Below are 22224 nucleotides of genomic sequence, written 5' to 3'. Positions count from 1 at the left end.
CCGAAAAAGGTGTTTTCAGAGATGCACTATATGATGGAATAACAAGTTTTTGCAGATACTACCGGCGTAGAGGATGTCCCGAACACCTATAGCTGGAGTATCGATATTCACGGCATAATACGAATAAACCGAATGGGATATAAATATGGCAATTATTTTGGGTGTTTTATTTGTGATAACATTAACACTTAGCATCTATCAGTTGCGGAAGATAAGAAGACTATCATCCCGAATTAACACATTGGAATCCGTTATCCTGGGTGAACGGACGGGAAAGACAATTCCTTATGAATCGTTGCACCTTCTCAATATTTTGAGATTACAGGCACGACAATGGACTAGTTCGGAGGAAAATCCCGCTTTATTAACTATCCGGCCAGTTTGTATTGAACTGCTGGATGATTATATGTCTAAACTTTTAGCTTCTATTCCAGAATTGAATTTGATGATAGAACCTCGTCCTTCATATGCATCGCTATACAGTATCAATTCTGTAATGTTCTACATCGATAGTGAGAAACATGAAAAGTTGCCTATTCGCTTTCATTGCGCCAATCAAGACCTCGCAGAGCGCATTGCAAACTTGTTGCTATCGAAGGGCATTGAAGCTCGCGCAGCGATTGAAATGTCACACGTAGATTAGCCTGATATAAATAGATGGGCATTCTGTCCGGGTTGTTTATGCAGCCCTGTTTACAATGCACTGAATAAAACGGACAGCAATAACATAAGCCGTTAGCAAAAATCCCTCAATCAGAACCGTGGAAACAGCGACAGTCGTAAAATCCGTTGTTAGCTTGATCGCTGCTACTATCACCAGTCCGCCAAAAAGAATGCAGCGGGTAGCGATAGTTTCACGTTGAAACCAGCTAAAGAAAGCGCCCGCGATAATGACCAGGGAACAGTAAATCGAAAAAAGAAGTGTCATCATATTCTGTTATCCTATCTAACACAGAAAAAACTGGCCAGAAGCTTTTGAAACATATATGGAAATCAATCAGAGCACGTCTAACGAGCACGGTCTTATATATTCAATAACTATACATGTTGCTTATCATCATAAATGGATTTGGTATAGAGTGGCCAAAGAAAAAGGTAACAACAGTGGCAAGGACAACACAGGCTAACAATATCCACTCAAACTTTTCTGGAATGAATAATACCCGGATGGAACCTGCTGCGATAGTGCCACCAACTAAACCACCAATCAACGCTTCAGAAATTGTTGATAGTTCCATAAATTAAGTCTCCTGGTGTTTGGAGGGCTTCGGGAAGTTGCACCAGCTTATTCGCCAGACGCGTCCACTCACGTTAATAATAAAATCTGTCAGAAAACAACTCTACCAGAACCGTTGAAACTTCGATAAAAAAAGGACGCTGTTTTGAGGGCGTTTTCTATGCAAGTTATTTACAATGTTTCAGGCAATTACTTCACTACCGTAAGTTTTCGTTCGACAAACATTCAGATCCCATAGTTTGCGCTGGAACTGACCTATGTGGACGAGATCTGCTGTAGGTCTGTAGGGATTGGGGGCCATAGAGTAAATCTGGCATTTTTAGCTATAAAGTAATGATTGGGCTACACGTATGTAGGTTTTAAGGTTATGTTATCTCTGCCTCGTAATTCTGCGAGCACCTCATTAGGGAATAATATGAGTAACTTAAACCACATGGATAGAACCGTAACACAATACGTAAACACTAAAGTATTAGTGGCGCGTTTAGTACATCTTAGCGCCACTATCAGAAAGCTTGAATCCTACCAATCGTCATCTTGGGCAGATAGAGCTCTCCATGATTTATATGCAGAACTTCAGCGAATTTGGCCACAGGTGGAAGAGTATTATACTCAGATGCCAACATACCAAATGGAACGTGAGTTTTACGCTGAACTCGTGCAAATAAAGATAAAGGCTGAAGAGTACCTACGTAGAACTAAGCAGGAACAATAAAACAATTCGTTTTTGGGGAGCCCGGTGGGCTCCTTTTTTGTGATGGTTCAATCCGGTGACGTGGGGTTACCGAGCTGGCGCATTCCCACGATTCGCACCTGATGGATTACCGGTTTTACTTGGTCAGTTCTAACCGGCGCTGATAACGCTCCCAGCGCATGACGAGATTCGCCGGGTCTATCGGACGGCAAAGCCCGGTAATCACATGGCCATCGTATTGCTGCAAATCGGGATCTTCGGCCTGCGCGACAGGGTCAACGTGGACGGTCAACGTCTCCGGGCAAATGGCAAGGACGTTGTCGTCAAACAGCCGGTGCAGATCGATACGAAGCAGCAAGCCATTACTCCAGTGATCCAGACCACCAGCACTATGCTCTACCAGGTGTGCGGCCTCTGTCCTGCGGCGTAAGCTTGCTCCTGTAATCACGCAGCGGTCGTTACAGTTTCGACGGACGGTAGCAGCGAAATCAGCCTGATCCGGCCTGGTCACCACGCAGGTTGTAGAGCCTTCACGTTTAGGGTGCGCCAGGGGCGCAACAGACGGTTCCTGCATGGAGACGCGGGATTGTTCAACTTCGACGGAGATCAGGGCTGGCTGGGGTGCTGGCTGCGATTCTCGCACTACATCGTGCGTAATGCCGTTGGTTTCCGCTTCTTTAAGCTTTCCGACCTGGCTTGCTGCGGCCAGCGCACGGTCACGCGCTTCCTGCTTTTCTTCCTTCGTCCATTTACGTTTGGCAGGTTCGTGTGTGGGAGCCGGGAGATTATCTGGTTCATTGACCGGCACAGGGTCAACCATCTTTTTGCCTTGCATTGACTCAGCCATAAACCGGCGAGCCAGCACATCAGCGCGTAGTCCCGTATCGCGATGCTCATAAAGATAGGTGCGAAATTCCGTCACACGTCCGCCCACCAGCTTAATGGCCTCACTCATTCCGGCCTTGTTGATGGAAGCGCTACTGGTTTTCAGGTTGGGCAAACCGTACTGACGTGGGTTTTCTTTCTGGGTGCTTTCAGCGCCGGTCAGACGGCTCTCTCTGATTTTTCCATTATGCCGGGTCGGTGAATCGCCATTCGGATGTTCAGGAGATCGCCAGGTGTCTGCGGGAGGCGTATACGTTGTACCGTTCTTCTGGGCCATGTAGGCGAGCACTTCCCGCATATCAACACGGGTCTTTTTGCGCTCGGCAATACCTTCATCAATCTGACGTTCAAGATCCGCTCGCTTCTCTTTGTGCAGGCGGCGCGATTCCAGTACGGTTTCGTTATCATTCAGGCGTTCTACTATCTCACCGGTATTTAAATTCTGGTTTGCCAGTTCGCGCACCATGCTCAGCACTAAATCGCCCATTGGATGCCGGGTTGTGATACCCAGGCGCTCAAACGCCCGGTTGGTGATCTCGTTTCTGCGGGTTTGATTGGCCAGTTCCGTGATCTTCTTCAGGCGCTCGATTTCGGCAAGCTGTGCCCGCTTCATCAATTCGCTGCCGGTTAGCATGGCAACAATCTGAACCTGACTCTCACCCTTCAGTAAGTGCTCGGTGATGAATGTAGAAAGAGCTGCCCGCCCACCGTGATTTTTAGGGATACCCAGCGTGGCCAGAATGTCTCTCTTTAGAATATTACGCAGGTTAGCGGCCTTTTTTTCCGCTTCATGTTTGGCCTGCATGTCCCGGCTATGCTGCTTACGTTCGGCCCGGGTTTTCTTCACCTTCACTTTCGTCGTCACTACTCTTTACCTGGCAGGGCATCATCATCATTGATACCGGTCGCGGAGGCCTGCGGTCGTTACCTATCCCCCGCCGCTGGCCGCACATTTGATGGCGAGAGTATACCTGCTCTGTCGGCAGCGCGTCTTTTCTTGTCTTCATATATGCAAAATTAGTCCAACATACAAATGCGATCAGGGTCAACACCCCCGCGTCCACCCTGCAAAGCGCCCTTGACCTTTATGCCCACTGAAACCCTCGCGCCCCCGGCCCCTCTTTTTTTTCTCTTTTTTTCTCTCTTTTTCTCATATTTTCTCGCATGGCTCATCCAGCGACCGGAGTCCCTATGTGGGGTTTGCAGGAACCGGACGGAAAGACCGGCACGGCCCGGTTGCCGCAGGCGGGGGAAATGGCCAGACCGGGCACGGCGGTTTCTTTTTAAAATGGTGGGCCCGGGCAGAATGGTTACCCCGGGCACGGGCCCGATCCTGAAAACGACACGGAGGTTTCAGGTACGGCTCCCCTTTCTGCCCCAAGCGAAGCGCAGGGGCAGAAAGGGGAAGTTTATTTGTATGTTGGACTAATAGAGGGTGATTTACGTGAATTCGGGGTTTGGGGAGCAATGGAACCAAAAACCAACGTAAGCCCTACCAACGCTTTTCGGTGTCTTCTTCCCAGGCGCCCATCTCGACAAAACAGTTGCGCATGTCGGCCTCCTGGCTGATCTCGGTCAGCAGGTCATGCACGCTCTTGTCCAGCTCATCGTCGCTCCGATACGGAATGGTCAACTCATAGTGGCCGGCATCCAGCCGCTTCATGCCATAGGGCTCCAGGCAGTAGCGCTCAATGTTCTCCGTGGCCCGCTTCCGGCCGCGCACGAACTTGCTGTTATTCACCACCGCGAGGCGCAGGGTGACGGTGGCCACCCGCTCGGCGGCGGGCGGCTCTGCCGGCGACGCGGCCGAAGGCTGCTGGTCGCGTGACCTGGCGCTCTTCTGGTACGCGCCGATCTCGACACCACGGTGGCGCAGGTAGCTGTACAGCGTGCTCTTGGAGATGTGCAGCTTCTCGCCGATCGCGCTGACGCTCAGGCGACCTTCGCGGTAGAGGGTTTCGGCCGCCATGGCGGTGGCCTCAGCCTTGGCTGGCAGGCCCTTGGGACGGCCACCGATCCGGCCACGCGCCCGTGCGGCCGACAGACCCGCCTGAGTCCGCTCGCGGATCAGCTCGCGCTCGAACTCCGCCAGCGAGGCGAACAGGTTGAACACCAGGCGGCCTTGGGCGTGGGTGGTGTCGATGGGGTCATTCAGGCTCTGTAAGCCGACCTTGCGCTCTGCCAGCTCGCCGACCAACTCGACCAGGTGCTTGAGGGAACGCCCAAGGCGATCCAGCTTCCAGATCACCACGGCATCACCCGGCCGCACGTTGGCCAGCAGTTTGTCCAACTCCGGCCGGGCGCTTTTCGCGCCGCTGGCGATGTCTTGGTAGATGCGTTCGCACCCGGCCTGTTTCAGGGCATCGACTTGTAGGTCGGCTTTCTGATCCCGAGTGCTCACTCGCGCATAACCGATCTTCATCAAAAGTACTGTTTACTCGACTACGTTAGTAATAGTTGAACTTTGATTAAGCGTACCAGTTATTTGAACCGTAGCGCGGGGAGCTTAACGAACCGAGCTGTCATTTTCAGAAGACGACTGCACGGAATATCAGGAGTCGGCTGCACTGGTGGATTGCAGCGCGGTGTACAGGGCCGTCTTGCTCACCTTGAGCCGTGTAGCGGCCTCTCGGACATTAAGCCCGTTGGCGATGTGCTCCCGCGCTCGCTGCAACTTGTCGGCGGTGACAACCGGCTTTCGCCCGCCCTTCCTCCCACGAGCGGCGGCGGCAGTCAACCCGGCCTTGGTGCGCTCGCGGATCAAGTCGCGCTCGAACTGGCCCAGCGCGCCGAACACGTGGAAGATGAGCCGCCCGCCTGGCGTGGTGGTGTCGATGGCTTCCGTCAGAGAACGGAAGCCGACGCCTCGCGCTTCCAGCGCGCCTATCGTTTCGATTAGGTGCGGCATAGAGCGCCCGAGCCGATCCAGCCGCCAGACGGCCAGCACGTCGCCGTCGCGCAGGTAGGCCAGCGCATCAGCCAAGCCGGGGCGGTCGGCCTTGGCCCCGGAAGCCGTGTCCTCGAAAACGCGCTCGCAGCCTGCCTTGCGTAGCGCATCCGTCTGCAAGGCGGTGTCCTGTTCCGCCGTCGATACCCGCGCATAGCCGATCAGTGCCATTTGCCGCCTCTCTTGTCCGTCATTCCGTCCGCCTATCTTAATGTCCGACAACCCGTTGTGCAATAACTTTGCTGGACAGTGTCCGGCATGGCCGACTAATGATCGTTTGACGGACATTGACGGTAAGGCATTTTTGCATTACTATGTGAAGCATCAACCTTGATTGCGAGGGCAAACCACCATGACCACATTGACCGTTACCGCACGGGGACAAGTGACGTTTCGGAAGGACGTACTGCAACACCTCGGCATCAGGCCAGGCGACAAGATCGAGCTGGACTTGTTGCCAGACGGTCGGGGCGTGCTCAAGGCGGCACGGCCCGCAGGGACGATAGCCAACTTTGTCGGCCTGCTCGCGGGCAAGACGCAGAAGGTTGCCACCATCGAAGAAATCAACGAGGCGGCGGCGCAAGGCTGGGCAGGTAAGCAATGAAGGTCGCAGTCGATACCAACGTCCTTGTGCGTGCGGTTGTGCGTGACGATCCCGCACAAGCGGACGTTGCCGCCGCAGTCTTGACCGACGCCGAGTTGATCGCGGTCGCGCTGCCGTGCCTATGCGAATTTGTTTGGGTGCTGCTGCGTGTCTACGGCTTCCAGCAAGCCGACGCGGCCAGCGCGATCCGGGCACTACTGGCCGCCGCGAATGTGGAAGTGAACCGGCCTGCCGTGGAGGCTGGCTTGCTGGTGCTCGACGCGGGCGGAGACTTTGCCGATGGCGTCATTGCCTACGAAGGCAACTGGCTTGGCGGGGAAACCTTCGTTTCCTTCGATAAGAAGGCGGTGGCACTTCTCACGGCGCAAGGGCAATCAACGCGCCTTTTGTGACGGACATGAGCATGAACGAATTCCGCCGACTGGCCGCGAAGATCGACCAACACATGCAGCAGCTTGCCGCCCAGGGTGTCAGCGAGGCCCATGCCATCATCAATCGCATGATGGGGTACGGGCCTGACCTGCACAGGATTTGGGTCGGCACATCCGATCAGCAGCTCATGGCGCTGTCCCGCGAGTTCCCAGGGTTCTACCGCTACGCCCGCATCATGGAAGAGGCATCCGAAGCCGAGCGCCGCAAGGCTTCGCGGCCCTATGACGGCATGGCCGAGTTCTCCGAACAGCACAAGCAAATGGGCGCGCAACTGCTGACCACGGCGGCCACGCTTGAGCGTGGCTACCAGGCGTTTCGTGCGAGCGGCAGTCTCCAAGACTTCCGGCCTCAGCTCGACGAGCTGGGCCGCCTGCATCGGCAATGGCTGTCCGACCTGGAAGCCTTCAAAGACTCGCTGCGCACGCAGGGCGCAGAACCCAAGGTGCTGGAATACGTGAACGAGGCTTTCGGCCGCCTGGCCGAGCGCATCAAGCAGCTTGCCGGTTGATCGCCGGAATTTTCGGCGGTTCCGGCTTTGTCGCGCCGTGCACAAGAGTTCTGAGCAATTCCGATCTCTCGCGGCGCTTCGTGCATAGAACTTCTGACCGTTCCCGGTCAGAAGTTCTATGCACACACGGCGGCCAGCCCAGTGAACTGGTGCAGTCGCCTTCTGAAAACGACACGGCGATTTTGTCGCAAAAATCAGGAATTTCGCGACAAATTGATCGCGCCCCGGAATGCGAAGCCCCGCTGTCGGCCATTGTCTGAAGTTCCTCACGGGCAGGCGCTTGATACTTTACTAACTTGTCTGTAAAGTTTGGCTACTCTCACTGAATGGTGCTATCATGCCTGCCGCCCACTCGAACCGCTGGGTTCTTCTGGTGACCGTCGCCGCCGGTCTCCTGCTTATCGCTCTGGACAATTCGGTCCTCTACACGGCCCTGCCTACCCTGACGCGCGAGCTTGGCGCGACGGCAACGCAAGGGTTGTGGATCATCAACGCATACCCCCTCGTCATGGCCGGCCTGCTGCTCGGCACCGGGACGCTGGGTGACAGGATCGGTCACCGGCGCATGTTCCTCATCGGCCTCGTGCTGTTCGGTGTCGCGTCGATTGTGGCGGCCTATTCGCCTACAGCGGAAATCCTGATCGGGGCGCGGGCCTTTCTGGCGGTCGGCGCGGCGGCGATGATGCCCGCGACACTCGCCCTCATCCGCGTCACCTTCGAGGATGACCGGGAACGCAACATCGCCATTGCGATCTGGGGGTCGTTGTCGGTCGTCGGCGCTGCGCTCGGACCGATCATCGGCGGTTTTCTGCTCGGCCATTTCTGGTGGGGGTCGGTGTTCCTCATCAATGTGCCGGTAGTGGTCGCTGCCTTCATTTCGGCGCTGATCGTTGCGCCGAAGGTGGCCGGCGATGCGACCAAGCCTTGGGACGTGGTGTCGTCGTTTCAGGCATTGGTGGCGCTGTCGGCTTTTGTGATCGCGATCAAGGAATCTGCCCATGCCGGGCAGTCGTGGGCCGTCCCCGCTATTTCGCTGCTGGTTGCCATCCTCGCCGGAGCGCTGTTCGTCCGCCGGCAACTGCGCCTGCCGTTCCCGCTGCTCGACTTCTCGATCTTCCGCAATGCCGCGTTCACATCGGGCGTTCTAGCGGCCGCGTTCTCCCTGTTCGCCATCGGCGGTGTTGAGCTTGCTACGACGCAACGCTTCCAGCTCGTTGCGGGCTTCACGCCGCTGGAAGCCGGGATGCTGGTTTCGGCGGCGGCGCTCGGATCATTGCCGACTGCGCTGCTCGGTGGTGCATTCCTGCATCGTATTGGCCTACGTATCCTTATAGCTGGCGGGCTTGCGGCGGGATCGCTGGCGGTCCTGCTTGCGACATGGGGCATCACTCATGGCCTTGGCTGGCTGATCGCCGGTCTGGCGCTGACCGGTGCCGGCGTAGGTGCAACAATGTCGGTGGCATCAACGGCTATTGTGGGCAATGTGCCTGTGCATCGCGCCGGCATGGCGTCGTCGGTCGAGGAAGTGTCCTACGAGTTTGGCAGTCTGTTCGCTGTCACAATTCTCGGAAGTCTTTTGGCCTACCTCTATACGGTCAACGTCGTGTTCCCCGCCGGAACCTCGGAAGCGGCCCGCGACAGCATGGCGTCGGCGCTGGTCTTTGCCAACGAGGCGGGGGCCGATGGTGTTGTCGTGCGTCAAGCGGCAGGAATCGCATTCGACCACGCCTATACGGTCGTCATGTACGTGGCGGCGGGTGTTCTGGCCGTGGGTGCCCTGATCACCGGCATCCTGTTGCGGCGCTACGGTCCCGGCTCGCAATCGTCAGCCTATCCCACACAACACTAAGGAAGCCGACATGGCGAGAGCCAGCAAGCGCCTCGAAGTGCTTGAAGCCATTGTGAGCATCATCGAGCGTGACGGCCTCACCGCCGTCACCCTCGACGCCGTAGCGCTCGAAACCGGCATGACACGCGCCGGCCTTCTGTATCATTTCCCGTCGCGCGAAGCCCTGATCCTCGCCACCCATGAGCATCTGACTCGCTCATGGGAACAGGAGCTGGAAGCGAGCGCCGGCAACACCTCGGACAGGGCGACAGACGCCGAACGACACGCCGCCTACATCAACACCTGCGCAAGAGCTGCCCGGCGGGTCGAACTACTGCTCATGCTGGAAAGCTCCGACAATCGGCAGCTTGGCGATCTGTGGCAACAGGTCATCGACCGCTGGGCACCTCCTGCGCCGATTGGAAACGACGCTGCCGAGTTGGACAGGTTCATTTCGCGCCTTGCCGCCGATGGGCTGTGGATTCACGAGGCGCTGTCGTCGCGCCCGCTCCCCGAGCAACTGCGCAAGCGTATCGCGGCGCGCCTCGTCGCGATGGCCGCCGGACCTGTTGAGGCGGAAGAAAACCTCCCGAAATAACTGGTGTCCCCCCACAACCCTACTGCGCCGGTGCTGCCGGCGCTTTCACGGTGATGGTGCATTGCTGATCTGAACCGGCCGTGCGCGCGGCCTCGGCGCATTGCCCGATCGCCTCGGCATTGTCGCGCACGAGCTGCGAGGAATCGGCCACGCCGCGCCAGCTTCGGGGATCGGCCACCCGCATCATGGTGACGCCGGCGTTCCATCGGTCCTGACCTATGACGGTCGCCGCAACATGGGTGTCGGCCGAGAAGGGCAGGAAACGCGGCAACAGCAAAATCAGGAATATGCCGACGAACAGCCCGACAAGGCCGGCCATCCATATGCGGAAATCCTGACTTTTCCGGTCGTAGGCGCTTTTCGTATGAGCGGCGAGGTTCCGGCCGGCGCGCTCGAGGTCGGACGCCTGCCGCTCGAGCTGCTGCGCGGCGGTGCGTATCAGGGCCTCGCCGCTGCGCTCGAGGAGCGCCGCATAGTGTGTCGCACCCTGCCGGAGAATAGGCGATTGCTCTACGCCGTGCAGCCGCTCCGCAACATTGTCGAGCGCCTGCACGAGCTGGGCGAGCTGGGGCTTGTAGTCCTGCGCCGGCTCGATCTTTTCGAGCTGGTCGAAAGCCGCTTCCAGCCCGCGCCGCATCACGGTCATTTCCGCGCCGATCTGCGCGCCCTGCGTCTCGATCGTGCGCCGGAGCGCGTCGAACGCGGCGGCCGGGTCGCCGGCGTCCTCGTCCAGTGCTTCCGGCTCGATTCCTTCCCTGTCGTCGTCCAGCTCCGCCATATTCTCCGTGCCTACCTTCCCAAACCGATGCCCCGGCTAAGTTGCCGGCTGCGTGACATTTCCTCTTGCAGCTCGTGGGCGATGCTCTGCCCCCGGCGCTGCTGCTGCCCGATTCCGAGTTCCTGACGGCGATTGCGCAGGATGGAATCTACCTGCGGGTCACGCTCAAGGCTCTTGGTCATGCCGTTCATCTGGCTTTCGACCTTGGCGCGGGCATCGTCGTGCTGCCAGCCGCGAAGCTCCCGGCGCTGGCCCTGTAGCTCCTGCCAGCGTTCAACGAACCGCTCGGCCCTGATATTCGGGTCTTGCAGCGCCGCGTTTTCGCGCTTCATCCCGTCGATAACCTGCGCGACACGCTCCCGGCCGGAAAGCTCGGTCATGGCGCGCACCGTCGCCGGGTCGTTTTGCAACGTCGAGCGCAGCAAATCTTTCATGCCGCCCTGCACCTGGTCGAGCTGCCGGCCGGCATCGCCTATTTCCTGCCGCTGCATGTCGAGGACCGGCAAGCCCTCGCGCCGGTGCTGGTCGATCGACTGATAGGCCCGCGAATAGCGGTCAACGGCGGCCTCAAGCGGCGACTGCCCCCGCGCCCGCTCGGCCAGCCGGTCGGGCGCAGGCGCCTTCTGAAAACGACACGAGCCATTCCTCGATAGAGTTCGGCAAAACCTTCGTTTTGTCGAACCATTGCATCGCCCTTTGTGATTGGCGTATAAACACACAAACACCTATTAGCGGAGAACGCTATGAATACCATTCGCTGGAATGTCGCCGTCTCGGCCGACACCGACCAGTCGCTTCGGATGTTTCTGGCCAGCCAGGGCGGCGGCCGTAAGGGCGACCTGTCGCGCTTCATCGAAGAAGCGGTACGGGCACACATCCTGGAGCTGAGCGCTGAGCAGGCCAAGGCCGCTAACGCCCATCTGAGTGAGGCAGAATTGACCAACGCGGTTGACGAAGCGCTCGACTGGGCACGTAAGCGCTGATGCGGGTCGTGTTGGATACCAACATCCTGTTCAGCGCCCTGATCTCGCCACATGGCGCGCCCGATGCGATCTACCGTGCCTGACGGGCGGCGCGTTTCGAGGTGGTGACCTCGCGGATGCAACTCGATGAAATTCGTCGAGCCAGCCGCTATCCCAAGCTTCAGGCCATCCTACAGCCCGCCAAGGTGGGCGCCATGATCAATAACCTGCAACGGGCTGTGGTACTGGAGCGCCTGACCATCGAGGTCGAAGCCGATGATCCGGATGACTCGTTTTTGCTGGCCATGGCCTTGGCGGGCGATGCGGACTACCTGGTAACCGGTGATCGCCGCGCCGGCCTGCTGCAACGCGGGCACATCGAACGCACGCGGATCGTCACGCCCGCCGTGTTCTGCGTCGAGGTGCTGTGATCAATGCCGGTCGGTTTTCTGACTCAAGAGCAACGCGACGGTTTTGGCCGCTATGTTGATTCGCCCAGCCGTGAAGAGCTGGAACGTTACTTCCACCTGAGCGATGAAGACCGTGAAGCCATCCAGGTGCTGCGGGGTAACCATAACCGTCTGGGTTATGCCGTTCTGCTGACCACCGTCCGCTTCGTTGGCGTTCTGCCGGACAAGCCCGCCGCCGTGCCGGTGGAAGTCCTGCAGGTGCTTTGCCGACAACTGGCGATTCCAGACCCCGACTGCCTCCAGCGCTATAGCGATCATCGCCGCTGGATACATGCCACCGATATTCAGAACCGCTTTGGCTATCGTCATTTCACCGATCCGGGCATCGGCTTTCGCTTGAGCCGCTGGCTGTATGCCCTCTGCTGGACGGGCACCGACCGGCCGGGAGTGCTGTTTGAGCGAGCCACCTCGTGGCTGTTCACACAGAAAGTCCTCCTGCCTGGTGTGTCTCAACTAGAGCGCTTTATCGCCCAGTTGCGCAGTCGGGTCGAAGAACGCCTCTGGTTTACGCTGGGCCGCAGCGTGACTGAGGAACAGCGATTGCAACTGCAAGACTTGCTGACGGTGGCCGAAGGCAACCGCAGCTCCCGGCTGGATCAATTGCGCTCCGGCCCGGTCATGGTCAGTGGCCCCGCGTTGATTCGGGCACTGCGCCGGCTCGATGACGTGCGCGGCATCGGCATCACCTTGCCGGCGGCGGCGCACATCCCTCCCAGCCGTATCGCCGCCCTGGCCCGCTTCGCCAACACGGCCAAGGTCACCGCGATTAATCGGCTGCCGGCGTCGCGGCGGATGGCGACACTGGTGGCCTTCGCACTCTGCCTGGAGGCGACTGCGCACGACGACGCACTGGAAGTCCTGGAGGCCTTGCTGCGCGACCTGTTCAGCAACGCGGAGAAGGCCGACAAGAAAGCCCGCATGCGCAGCCTGAAAGACCTGGATCGGTCGGCCGCGACGCTCGCCGCCGCGTGCAAGGTCGTGCTGGACAGCTCGATCAGCGATGACAACGTGCGCGCCCGGCTGTTCAACGACCTGCCGAGGACCACCCTGGAAAAGGCCCTGGAAGAGGTCAACGCGCTGATCCGCCCGGTAGATGACGTCTATTTTCTTGCATTGGAAGCGCGCTACCGCAGCGTGCGCCGCTTCCTGCCCGACCTGCTCAAGCACATCCGCTTCGGCTTCAGCCCGGCCGGCAAGGGCGTGGCGGCTAGTCTGGAGTGGCTGCAACTGAACCTGCCGCGCCGGAAGCCAGAGGATGACGCGCCGCAGGAGATCGTGGCCAAGGCTTGGCAGAAGCACATCACCCGCGAAGATGGCTCCCTCGACATGGGTGCCTATGTGTTCTGCACGCTCGATGCGCTGCGCACGGCCCTGCGCCGCCGCGATGTCTTCGTCTCGCCCAGTTGGCGCTATGCCGACCCGCGCCTTGGCCTGCTCGACGGTGCCGAATGGCTGGCGGCGCGACCGATCATCTGCCGGTCACTGGGCCTGACCATCGACGCCAAAACCACCCTGGACGCCTTGTCCGTCGAGCTGGATGCAACCTGGCTGGCAGTAGCCGCGCGCCTGCCCGACAACCCGGCGATTCAACTGAGCGAGAACACCGAGGGCAAGACCGAACTGTCGCTCGGGGCGCTGGACAAGCTGGACGAGCCCTGCTCGTTGCTGCAACTGCGGGCGGCCGTGTCTGACCTGATGCCGCGTGTCGATCTGCCGGAAATCCTCTTGGAAATCGCCGCCCGCACTGGCTTTTCCGAGGCCTTCACCCATGTCTCCGAACGCAATGCACGCGCCGACAACCTGGTCACCAGCCTCTGCGCGGTGCTGTTGGGCGGGGCCTGCAACACCGGCCTGGAGCCCTTGATCCGCACCGACAACCCGGCGCTGCGCCGTGACCGGCTGTCCTGGGTCAGCCAGAATTATATCCGCGACGACACCCTGTCAGCGGCTAACGCCATCCTGGTCGGAGCGCAAAGCCAACTGGAACTGGCCCAAGTCTGGGGTGGCGGCGAGGTCGCCTCCGCCGATGGCATGCGCTTCGTCGTACCGGTGCGCACCGTGCATGCCGGCCCCAATCCGAAGTATTTCGGCACCGGCCGGGGTGTCACCTGGTACAACCTGATTTCCGACCAATTCTCCGGCCTCAACGCCATCACCGTGCCCGGCACGCTGCGCGACAGCCTGGTGTTGCTGGCGGTCGTGCTGGAACAGCAGACCGAGTTGCAGCCGACGCAAATCATGACCGACACCGGGGCCTACAGCGATGTGGTGTTCGGGCTCTTCCGCCTACTTGGCTACCACTTCAGTCCGCGGCTGGCCGATGTCGGCGGTACCCGCTTCTGGCGCACGCGCCCGGACGCGGACTACGGCAAGCTCAACGGGCTGGCCCGCCAGTCGGTCAAACTCGACCTGATCGCCGAGCACTGGGACGACCTGCTGCGCCTGGCCGGCTCGCTCAAACTCGGCCGGGTGCCGGCGACTGGCATCATGCGCACGCTGCAAACGGGAGATAGACCCACCCGGCTGGCCCAGGCGCTGGCCGAATTCGGGCGGATCGAAAAGACTCTGCACACGTTGACCTATATCGACGACGAGTCCAAGCGCCGCGCCACCCTGACCCAGTTGAACCGAGGCGAAGGCCGGCACAGCCTGGCCCGCGCCGTGTTCCACGGCAAACGCGGCGAGCTCCGCCAGCGCTACCGCGAAGGCCAGGAAGACCAGCTCGGTGCTCTGGGCCTGGTGGTGAACATCATCGTGCTGTGGAACACCCTCTACATGACGGCGGCCGTGGAACGGCTCAAGCAGCACGGCTATCCAGTGCTGGAAGAGGATTTGGCCCGGCTATCGCCGCTGATCTACGAGCACATCAACATGCTCGGGCGGTATTCCTTTGCGGTACCGGAAGAAGTTGCGCGCGGCGAGCTGCGGCCACTGCGTAATCCAGACGACGACCTGTGATCCCCCTAAACGCTATGAGCAACACCCAAGCTGCTGCTGGATCGGCGGGCACTTCACCGAGCCGAACGAACAGAAAACGCAGCAATCCCCTGGGTTGGGGCGCAGCAGCGCCTTGCAGTTGCTGCACTCGTAATAGAACTGGCAGGCGTCCGTGGGCATGGTTTCCGGCTTGGCGAAGCCGCAGCGCGGGCAAGTCAGCACGGACTCAAGGACAATGGCGCTCATCGTGACCTCACTTCTGCACTGTGGAGGGGTATCCCGCGTTCGCGGTCGCCTCAGTCAGTGCCTCGGGCTGGGCCTTATCGGGATCGTAGGTGACGGTCGCCGTCTTCTGGTCGAAATTGACCTGGACGTCACTCACGCCGGACACCTTCTCCAGCGACTTCTTGACCGTGATCGGACAGAGTCCGCACGTCATGTTCTGCACGTCGAGCGTGACGGTTTTCGGGGGAGCCGCCAGCGCCACGAAGGGCAAGGCGAAAAGCACGGCGATCAGCAGTTTGCGCATGGTTAATCTCCTTCAGTAGAACAGCGGGGCGAGCCACGGCACGGCCAATAGGCCGAGCAGCAGCACGCTGACGATCCAGAACACGAGTCGCTGTCGCACGAGCGTGCGCGGATCGGCGCAGGGTGTACCTGGCGTACAAACCTGTGGCACCAGGTAGAGCTTGCGGAATGCCAATCCCAGGAACAGTAGAGTCAACCCGATGAAGAGGGGGCGTAGTGGCTCCATCATGGTCAGAGCGCCCACCCACGTACCGCCGACACCGAGTGCCAACAGCACCAGTGGCCCGACACAGCACACCGACGCACCGATGGCGGTCAGCGAACTCGCGACCAGCGAGCCTTTCCCGGTGAGTTGCATCCCCATTCCCATCTCCTGAGCCTGATTGCCTAGGTGCTATTCTAAACTCCGTACCAAAGTACGGAATCAAGGAGAAAGTGATGGCCACAGAGCTGACCATTGGCAAGCTGGCAGACGCCGCCGGGGTGAACGTCGAGACGATCCGCTACTACCAGCGACGCGGGCTGCTGGATGAACCAGCCAAACCCTTGGGTGGCCATCGGCGCTATCCGGTGGACATGGTGAAGCGACTGCGTTTCATCAAGCGGGCTCAGGCGCTGGGTTTCACGCTCTCGGAAGTCGGTGGACTGCTGACGCTGGATGAGTCGTGCGCCTGTGCCGAAACGCGAGCACGGGCTGCACGCAAGCTCGCGTTGATCGAGCAGAAGATGGCCGACTTGGTCGTCATGCAGCAACTGTTAGGCGAACTGGTGCAGCAATGTGATGCGGGAGACGGCGGAACGATCTGCCCGATCATCGAGGCACTGATCAGAGAGTAATGCCTGGCGGGTGAGCTGGAGATCGGAAAGCCCCTTTACGGTGGGATTCAGAGCTTACGTTGGTTTTTGGTTCCATTGCTCCCCAAACCCCAATTCTGCCCGGGTTTTCCCGGCGATTATCCCGGAATCCATCACCGATATTCTTCCCTTTATCCTAATACCGGTGATGGCCACCGGCACAAAATGCAGGGTGTTCCGGCCCGGCGAAGATGCGGCCGCAAACCAGCACGAAAGTGTCGGTCGGAAAAAGGTGAAGCCAATGCTGGTGGCCGCACGGAATTCAGGCGGGCACTCGACGTTACTCACCCACGACTCCGGGTTAACGGTTCGACTCCGGGTAGCCTGGCCCGGGTGAAGCCCGGGGCAGGCTACCCTGTTTTTGTATGTTGGACTATTTTGACGGGTACTGGAGCAAACCACTCTGCCACACGATATGGCATTTAGTTACCGCTCTTGCGGTTCATGGATGAAATAGTCGGTTCTGTCAGGAGGGAGTCAGGGAAATGTGAAGAACCGAAATGGCCACGCTGAAAGATCATGTAGCCAGTTCAGATAAGCAAATTGAGTTAACGCCCTCGCTCATACCGCACCAGCTCTTCAGGTTTAGACAACCACTCTGTAATCTGGTGATCATGCATTGACGTATCGTATTCAAAGTCTGGCGGATAATACATATCGCCAACAAACCACTCTTCCTGCTTTAATTCATCCTCATCTATATCACAACCGCTATCAAGCCAGTCCCATCGGCCTCTTTTGTTAAAAATCACTCTCCCATTCGGCATAAAAGCTCCTTATTCAGTCAGATGGTTACGGTCTCGATATCTCGATGCCAGGTTAACATCGTTCACCAGTTTTACCACGGCTGGACGTTCGGCTTCAGTCCAGGAATCAGGCTGATAGTACACCCGCAGCGATTATCATCAAACTACTTCGCCTCTCAATCCCGCGCTCTCAAATTTCTGTTATGCATCATGCCAGAGTACAATATGAGGACACTATCGCCGGAATATTACCGACCGCCCCGACGATTAACGTTACCGGCCTAAGCTGAGGAAAATGGTTCTATGAAGTCATTTCTGATCAAAATGTCAAACGCGCATAACGAACACATCCGGGAAGTCGCTTCCGTGGATGAAGCTATTCGTATCGCATCCGAAAGAGCAAATGAAGGTTTCTGGCTTCCACCCAGCCGGGTCTGCGAAATGAGCAAGGAACATGAAGGCCGGTATACAGTCGGTGATGATGGCTGGTTCCGCCCCATCGAGCTGGCGGTTCCAGTCGAAATAGAAGAAGTGAAGTCGTCCTACGGGAACGGTGGTTACGACATGATTTCCGTAGGCAAATGGATCCAGACTCAATCAGGCTGGCAACCGTCACCGGCTGTCTGACTCTCCTTTTGTTTCGGTGGGGCTAGAGTGCCCCACTATTCTTCCGCTTTACGCTCGCGTTTTTCTTTGTCGCACTTCACTTTTTCATAAGCCTTGCCAAACCACTTAGGCTCTTTTCCCATCCCCGAATAAGATAGTCCTTCCGGCAGACTCTTCCAGAACACCGTTATCGCCTCGGCAAATTCTCTAAACTGTTCCTCGGAAACTTCAAGTTCTTCGTGGCGAGCTGGTCTCTCTTGCGGATAACCTTCGCATTGCCATACTGAGTAGTACTCCGGGTGAGCATTAACCAGTTTCTGGTGGGCATCACCATCTCCATGTTTATAAACGTTGACAACCTGATGACATGCACTGATTAACGGGAAACATGGCATGTTTCGTACTTCAATACCCAGCCATTCCATCAAATCCATAAGCCTCGGAAAACTGAGGTTCCAGATCAAATCTGATATCACAACCATGTCGAGCCACCGCCAGCTTCTGGCCTCCCGGATAAGCAGATCTCGTAATGCCTTGTCAAACTGGTGGTACATCCCAGCGGTCAGGGAAAGCGTGACCGTGACCTTCATTTCCCGCAACGCAACCCAGTGGCAAGCTTCAATCTGTTCAATATTCTCGTATACGTCACTTTCGTCGTGGTAATCAGGATTGAACCAGTCTCCAGCTGACTCTATAAATGACTCGCCTTTCTTTGTCGCTTCACTCCTGATCTCCACATCACTGAACTGCGACAGCAAACGTTCCTGCGCTTGTTCAGCGTAAAAAAGATGCGGGTTAAGCACCCACGGTCGGTCAATTGCCGCAAAGAAAAAGATGTTCCATCTCGGGTCGATAATTTCTTTTTCAGCATCAACAGCTGGCGCTGATACACTGCGGTTTGATTGTTTTTTTCTACCCATACCACTATCCAAATTAAAAACAGACGAAAAAAAACCGTCCAGCTGGACGGTTAATATCAAAATATCCTTCAGAAGTCTGACACGGGTCAGGCGCTAACCCGGGCAGTCGCTACTCACTAATTAAACCCCGCATAGGGGAAAACAATATTTTGATACTCCGACAACGCACCCCGCGATGGGGGAAGGTATGTCAGGCCAGTCTAACAAACCCAAAGCTCGTTGCAACCGCCAATCAGTGACTTAATCCTGGCAATCCTGATCATCAGTTTCAGTTCCGCAACTTAAGTAATCCATATTTAAAAACATTTTGTTCCCCGAGCCTGCCAATGCAGACAGACCTGAGATTTTACAGATCACGACAATCGACGGTACGCGTTTATAAATCTCGATTTCGCTTTCCCAACTTGACGCAAGATACCTTTCAAGCTGAAGTTCAGGGGTTACATCAACAGGTTGAATTCTGACCACAAAACCGTCTTTTCGCCCCTCATTGCGAAGAGATGTTAGCTGTTTTATCTCTGCATCGTTGAGTGTGGAAAATTTACGGCCATTAAGAATATGAGAGCAAAAATTGAAGCCAGTGATATGAGATGAGCCACCAGTTATCGATTCCAAAATGCTTGCATATTAGCTATCTGGGGGTTAGGCTCGCCTGTTTGCGGAGTGGATTCACATAATTCAAGGAGTCTTTCCAATTCCGATTTGGAATCACCCATACCCAATTCATTGCAAGGAAAAACATTGTGATTATTATTCATGAAAACTTGTCAACGCCAAGATTTATGGCCGTTTTTCGCCATTTTTAATGTCCGCTATTTGATCACTTCTGTTGTCCGCTTTCCGCCATTTCATCATCACTGATTGGCGTTGCGTTTTTAGCCAGCACTCCGGCTTTGCGTTTTTCCTTCAACCGGTAACTTTCTCCTTTTATATTCACTGTGGTTGAGTGGTGCAGCAGCCGATCCAGGATCGCCGTTGCCAGCACGTTATCGCCGAACATCTCTCCCCAGTCTGCGAAGCCTTTGTTTGATGTCAGGATTATGCTCGCTTTTTCATACCGGCGATTCAGCAGGCGGAAGAACAGACTGGCTTCCTCTCTGTTCATCGGCAGGTAGCCTATTTCGTCCAGGATTAGCACACGCGCATAGCTCAGCTGTTGTAGCTGACGCTCCAGCCGGTTTTCCAGCTTCGCTTTCATCAGCGTTGCTACCAGTCTGTCGAGTGGCATGAACAACACCCTGTGACCTGCATCCGCCGCTTTCACGCCGAGGGCTACAGCCAGGTGGGTTTTCCCCACTCCGGGAGGACCCAGCAGGATCACGTTCTCACTGCGTTCCACGAACGCCAGACCGGCCAGCTCCCTGACGACCTTACGATCGATGCCTGGCTGGAAGCTGAAGTCGAACTGCTCCAGCGTTTTGACCCACGGCAGACGAGCCTGCTTCAGCCGGGACTCCATACCGCGCTGATGCCTGCCGTTCCATTCCTGCTGCAGCGCCATGTACAGGAACTCCCGATAGTTCAGCTCTTTTTTAGCTGCCTGCTCCAGCAGACTTTCCACGTGATAACTCAGGTGCTCCATTTTCAGGCGACTCAGCAGCGCTTCAAGTTCATGCATCACAGCAGCTCCTCATACGCACTCAGTGGACGATGCTCCACCATGCTGACCTGCTGCCAGAGCGGGGCATGATGTTCCGGCACCGTTTGCCAGCCAGATGATGCTGAACAGAGCCGGTGTGATGCCACCTGCTGCTCATTACTGTAGATCCGCAACTCATCATCCAGCGATATGCGTATCGAGACCGGCTGGCCACACAGCGTTTCGGGAACGCTGTAGCGATTGCCGCCAACCTCGATATAGCTGTCCCAGGAGACATGGCGGATGTCGAAGTAGCTGGTATCGAAGTCCGTATCAGGCAACGGCTGCAGATGTTCCTGCTCGAGCGCGAAGCGCTGTTCCGGGGTCTGTCTGAACTGGCGAAGCTCCCGTTTGTCAGCCACATCAGCCATCCATTGCTCCAGTTGCTGGTTAACATGAGCGAAGCTGTCGAACCTGCGATAGCGGACGAAGAAGTTCTCCTTGAGATATTTCACCATCCGCTCCACCTTACCTTTGGTTCTGGCCCTGCGCGGACGACAGGCACGCGGCAGGAAGTCATAGTGGTCGGCCAGCAACAGGAACCCGGAGTTGAACACCACTTTCCCGTTGTTATTTTTCAGCACCGCCGCTTTCTGGTTATCAACCAGCACGGTTTTCACACTGCCACCAAAGTAGCGGAAGGTGCGAACCAGCGACTCATAGGTGTGTTCCGCATCCTGCTTTGGCGCGGCGAAGACATGGAAGCGACGGGAGAACCCCAGCGTATTAACCGCGAAGTTAACTTTGCATCGCTGCCCGGCGACCTCCACCTCAACTTCGCCCCAGTCGTGCTGCAACTGGTAAGCGGGCTGGGTTTCGAAGCGGACCGTTTTCTTCGACGGACGCATTTTGCGTTTGGGCTGGATGTAATAGCGCAGCATGGAGCGACCACCGGTGTAACCCATCGCTTTGATTTCTGCGAGGATGACCTCGCCATTCCAGACATTTTCGGCCAGACGTGTATCGATATAATCCATAAACGGCTTCAGTTTGGCCATTTTGTGGCGCGTCTTTCTGGCCGGTGGCTCAGGGTATTTAAGATACCGTCTGACGGTGCGTTCAGAGCAACCCACCTGAGTTGCAATATCGATAATGTACGCACCCTGCTTGCGCATTTGTTTTATCATGTAAAAGTCCTCTCTGCTCAGCATGTCGATGTCCTTTCTGGTGTGAGAACCTCAAGGAAACAACATGTTGGGTGGAGCGGACAATTCAAATGGTGAATTACCGTCTTATATCATTGGCGCTAACAAACTCCGTAGCATTAGATTTGAAGGCTAGTTTTCAACACTATGGGATCCCGAAATAAGTTCTCCCCCCCGCTCCCGGTAAGCTTTCGTTAATACCGCATAACTTTCTGAATTAACATGCTCATCAACCCCCGAACAAATCAGCCGGTTCGTCGGTGCTTCAAAAGCGTGGCGTTCGTATTTTTCGACCACGCGACAATCTTCCGACCATCTCTTGCCGAGCAACAAATCATTTGTGGTAATTGATGGAAACATCATCAATGCAAAAATTCCCCCAAGACAGCCTATTGGCACGAGCCACATGCAAACGATCTTGTTTTCGGAGCGTACAAATTTCAACCCGATGGTAGCGCCTATGATAGTCACGACAAATACCACCAGCAGAATTTTTAAGGGTAAAATCAGATCTGCGGCATAAATTAGCATTAATCATATCTCCTTAACTTTTCAATATTTGGTTCCTTCAAAAAGCCATCCATACTTTCCTTCATCTGGATGATCTGTCTTGTAGTTTATCTGGCAAGTGGTGAACTGACGCATCCATTCTCGTGACCTAAAAAATTTCCCACGAGGAAGTTTATCGCCAGGTAAGCATTGTTCAGCCCATTCGACAAAAGCAGGACAAACCCCCTTAAAGTGAGGAATAACAACTTGCGTGGCTTCTTTACGCATTACTGCTGACTGAATGGTTTTGGGATCAATCGTCATGGCTTCACAGGCTAACCCGACTTCACAAACATTTCTATTCTGCTGATGTTCTGTCATAGCGCCTTCCAGTTGAAGTTAAGTAGGGTCAGTTT

29 protein-coding genes and 1 pseudogene are annotated in these 22224 nt (G+C 56.7%); 12 read left to right on the top strand and 18 right to left on the bottom strand.

Annotation, left to right across the window (positions count from 1 at the left end):
* The first annotated feature begins 145 nt into the window (after positions 1-145).
* Positions 146-643, top strand: a complete 498-nt coding sequence (locus tag GBC03_01005; protein QFS68872.1) for a hypothetical protein — start codon at positions 146-148, stop codon at positions 641-643.
* Between the two features lie 36 nt (positions 644-679).
* Here the strand turns inward: GBC03_01005 and GBC03_01000 are convergent, their stop codons facing one another.
* Both GBC03_01000 and GBC03_00995 read right to left on the bottom strand, forming a co-directional pair.
* Positions 680-931, bottom strand: a complete 252-nt coding sequence (locus GBC03_01000) for a hypothetical protein (GenBank protein ID QFS68871.1) — start codon at positions 929-931, stop codon at positions 680-682.
* 100 nt (positions 932-1031) lie between these two features.
* Positions 1032-1238 (bottom strand): hypothetical protein, encoded by a 207-nt coding sequence (locus GBC03_00995; protein ID QFS68870.1) that lies wholly within the window; start codon positions 1236-1238, stop codon positions 1032-1034.
* 414 nt (positions 1239-1652) lie between these two features.
* Between GBC03_00995 and GBC03_00990 the strand changes: the two genes are divergently transcribed.
* Positions 1653-1952, top strand: coding sequence for a hypothetical protein (locus GBC03_00990; protein QFS68869.1), 300 nt, complete (start codon positions 1653-1655; stop codon positions 1950-1952).
* A 115-nt stretch (positions 1953-2067) separates the two neighbouring features.
* On the opposite strand, the gene GBC03_00985 is transcribed toward GBC03_00990, so the two are convergent.
* From GBC03_00985 to GBC03_00975, 3 genes are all read right to left on the bottom strand, one after another.
* Positions 2068-3681 carry an HNH endonuclease gene (locus GBC03_00985; protein QFS68868.1) on the bottom strand — a complete coding sequence of 538 codons (1614 nt, stop codon included), beginning with the start codon at positions 3679-3681 and terminating at the stop codon, positions 2068-2070.
* Positions 3682-4308: 627 nt separating this feature from the next.
* Positions 4309-5238 carry a recombinase family protein gene (locus tag GBC03_00980; GenBank protein ID QFS68867.1) on the bottom strand — a complete coding sequence of 310 codons (930 nt, stop codon included), beginning with the start codon at positions 5236-5238 and terminating at the stop codon, positions 4309-4311.
* A 129-nt stretch (positions 5239-5367) separates the two neighbouring features.
* Positions 5368-5934 (bottom strand): recombinase family protein, encoded by a 567-nt coding sequence (locus tag GBC03_00975; protein ID QFS68866.1) that lies wholly within the window; start codon positions 5932-5934, stop codon positions 5368-5370.
* A 181-nt stretch (positions 5935-6115) separates the two neighbouring features.
* Between GBC03_00975 and GBC03_00970 the strand changes: the two genes are divergently transcribed.
* The 5 genes from GBC03_00970 to GBC03_00950 all read left to right on the top strand — a co-directional run bounded on the left by GBC03_00970 (position 6116) and on the right by GBC03_00950 (position 9733).
* The gene (locus GBC03_00970) at positions 6116-6367 is read left to right on the top strand and encodes an AbrB/MazE/SpoVT family DNA-binding domain-containing protein (protein QFS68865.1); all 252 of its coding nucleotides are present in this window, start codon (positions 6116-6118) and stop codon (positions 6365-6367) included.
* Positions 6364-6759, top strand: coding sequence for a PIN domain-containing protein (locus GBC03_00965; protein QFS68864.1), 396 nt, complete (start codon positions 6364-6366; stop codon positions 6757-6759). The genes GBC03_00970 and GBC03_00965 overlap by 4 nt, the downstream gene beginning before the upstream one ends.
* 11 nt (positions 6760-6770) lie before the next feature.
* Positions 6771-7307: a transposase gene (locus tag GBC03_00960; GenBank protein ID QFS68863.1), complete on the top strand. Its 537-nt coding sequence runs from the start codon at positions 6771-6773 to the stop codon at positions 7305-7307.
* Between the two features lie 337 nt (positions 7308-7644).
* Positions 7645-9156 carry an MFS transporter gene (locus GBC03_00955; protein QFS68862.1) on the top strand — a complete coding sequence of 504 codons (1512 nt, stop codon included), beginning with the start codon at positions 7645-7647 and terminating at the stop codon, positions 9154-9156.
* A gap of 10 nt (positions 9157-9166) precedes the next feature.
* Complete coding sequence (locus GBC03_00950; GenBank protein ID QFS68861.1) at positions 9167-9733, top strand: TetR family transcriptional regulator; 567 nt, start codon at positions 9167-9169, stop codon at positions 9731-9733.
* 19 nt (positions 9734-9752) lie between these two features.
* Here the strand turns inward: GBC03_00950 and GBC03_00945 are convergent, their stop codons facing one another.
* Complete coding sequence (locus GBC03_00945) at positions 9753-10511, bottom strand: hypothetical protein (GenBank protein ID QFS68860.1); 759 nt, start codon at positions 10509-10511, stop codon at positions 9753-9755.
* Positions 10512-10522: 11 nt separating this feature from the next.
* Positions 10523-11002, bottom strand: coding sequence for a TraA (locus tag GBC03_00940; GenBank protein ID QFS68859.1), 480 nt, complete (start codon positions 11000-11002; stop codon positions 10523-10525).
* Positions 11003-11254: 252 nt separating this feature from the next.
* On the opposite strand from GBC03_00940, the gene GBC03_00935 reads away from it, so the two are divergent.
* From GBC03_00935 to GBC03_00925, 3 genes and pseudogenes are all read left to right on the top strand, one after another.
* Positions 11255-11494, top strand: a complete 240-nt coding sequence (locus GBC03_00935) for a methionine repressor-like protein (protein ID QFS68858.1) — start codon at positions 11255-11257, stop codon at positions 11492-11494.
* Positions 11494-11904: pseudogene (locus GBC03_00930) on the top strand (putative toxin-antitoxin system toxin component, PIN family). The gene GBC03_00935 and the pseudogene GBC03_00930 overlap by 1 nt, the downstream one beginning before the upstream one ends.
* 3 nt (positions 11905-11907) lie before the next feature.
* The gene (locus tag GBC03_00925) at positions 11908-14901 is read left to right on the top strand and encodes a Tn3 family transposase (protein ID QFS68857.1); all 2994 of its coding nucleotides are present in this window, start codon (positions 11908-11910) and stop codon (positions 14899-14901) included.
* Positions 14902-14913: 12 nt separating this feature from the next.
* On the opposite strand, the gene GBC03_00920 is transcribed toward GBC03_00925, so the two are convergent.
* From GBC03_00920 to GBC03_00910, 3 genes are read right to left on the bottom strand one after another with little or no spacing between them, the layout of a single operon-like run.
* On the bottom strand, positions 14914-15126 hold the full coding sequence (locus GBC03_00920; protein ID QFS68856.1) for a hypothetical protein: 213 nt from the start codon (positions 15124-15126) through the stop codon (positions 14914-14916).
* Positions 15127-15133: 7 nt separating this feature from the next.
* On the bottom strand, positions 15134-15409 hold the full coding sequence (gene merP / locus GBC03_00915; protein QFS68855.1) for a mercury resistance system periplasmic binding protein MerP: 276 nt from the start codon (positions 15407-15409) through the stop codon (positions 15134-15136).
* A gap of 12 nt (positions 15410-15421) precedes the next feature.
* Positions 15422-15772 (bottom strand): mercury transporter MerT, encoded by a 351-nt coding sequence (locus GBC03_00910; protein QFS68854.1) that lies wholly within the window; start codon positions 15770-15772, stop codon positions 15422-15424.
* Positions 15773-15846: 74 nt separating this feature from the next.
* On the opposite strand from GBC03_00910, the gene merR reads away from it, so the two are divergent.
* A complete protein-coding gene (gene merR / locus GBC03_00905; GenBank protein QFS68853.1) occupies positions 15847-16245 on the top strand; it encodes an Hg(II)-responsive transcriptional regulator in 399 nt (132 codons plus the stop codon).
* Positions 16246-16299: 54 nt separating this feature from the next.
* On the opposite strand, the gene GBC03_00900 is transcribed toward merR, so the two are convergent.
* Both GBC03_00900 and GBC03_00895 read right to left on the bottom strand, forming a co-directional pair.
* On the bottom strand, positions 16300-16551 hold the full coding sequence (locus GBC03_00900) for a hypothetical protein (GenBank protein ID QFS68852.1): 252 nt from the start codon (positions 16549-16551) through the stop codon (positions 16300-16302).
* A gap of 260 nt (positions 16552-16811) precedes the next feature.
* Entirely contained in the window at positions 16812-17030 is a 219-nt protein-coding gene (locus GBC03_00895; GenBank protein QFS68851.1) for a hypothetical protein, read from the bottom strand.
* A gap of 282 nt (positions 17031-17312) precedes the next feature.
* Here GBC03_00895 and GBC03_00890 point away from each other — a divergent pair, with 282 nt between their 5' ends.
* Positions 17313-17636: a hypothetical protein gene (locus tag GBC03_00890; protein QFS68850.1), complete on the top strand. Its 324-nt coding sequence runs from the start codon at positions 17313-17315 to the stop codon at positions 17634-17636.
* Positions 17637-17671: 35 nt separating this feature from the next.
* Here the strand turns inward: GBC03_00890 and GBC03_00885 are convergent, their stop codons facing one another.
* From GBC03_00885 to GBC03_00860, 6 genes are all read right to left on the bottom strand, one after another.
* On the bottom strand, positions 17672-18595 hold the full coding sequence (locus GBC03_00885; protein ID QFS68849.1) for a hypothetical protein: 924 nt from the start codon (positions 18593-18595) through the stop codon (positions 17672-17674).
* 180 nt (positions 18596-18775) lie between these two features.
* On the bottom strand, positions 18776-19003 hold the full coding sequence (locus GBC03_00880) for a hypothetical protein (protein ID QFS68959.1): 228 nt from the start codon (positions 19001-19003) through the stop codon (positions 18776-18778).
* Positions 19004-19355: 352 nt separating this feature from the next.
* Positions 19356-20153 carry an AAA family ATPase gene (locus GBC03_00875; protein QFS68958.1) on the bottom strand — a complete coding sequence of 266 codons (798 nt, stop codon included), beginning with the start codon at positions 20151-20153 and terminating at the stop codon, positions 19356-19358.
* A complete protein-coding gene (locus tag GBC03_00870; GenBank protein QFS68848.1) occupies positions 20153-21325 on the bottom strand; it encodes an IS21 family transposase in 1173 nt (390 codons plus the stop codon). Before GBC03_00870 ends, GBC03_00875 begins: the two co-directional genes overlap by 1 nt.
* A 126-nt stretch (positions 21326-21451) precedes the next feature.
* A complete protein-coding gene (locus GBC03_00865; protein QFS68847.1) occupies positions 21452-21850 on the bottom strand; it encodes a hypothetical protein in 399 nt (132 codons plus the stop codon).
* Positions 21851-21871: 21 nt separating this feature from the next.
* Positions 21872-22189, bottom strand: coding sequence for a hypothetical protein (locus GBC03_00860; GenBank protein ID QFS68846.1), 318 nt, complete (start codon positions 22187-22189; stop codon positions 21872-21874).
* Positions 22190-22224 lie beyond the last annotated feature (35 nt).

Source organism: Citrobacter telavivensis (assembly GCA_009363175.1).
Classification (GTDB): domain Bacteria; phylum Pseudomonadota; class Gammaproteobacteria; order Enterobacterales; family Enterobacteriaceae; genus Citrobacter_A; species Citrobacter_A telavivensis.
This window is presented reverse-complemented; position numbering and strand designations above follow the sequence as displayed.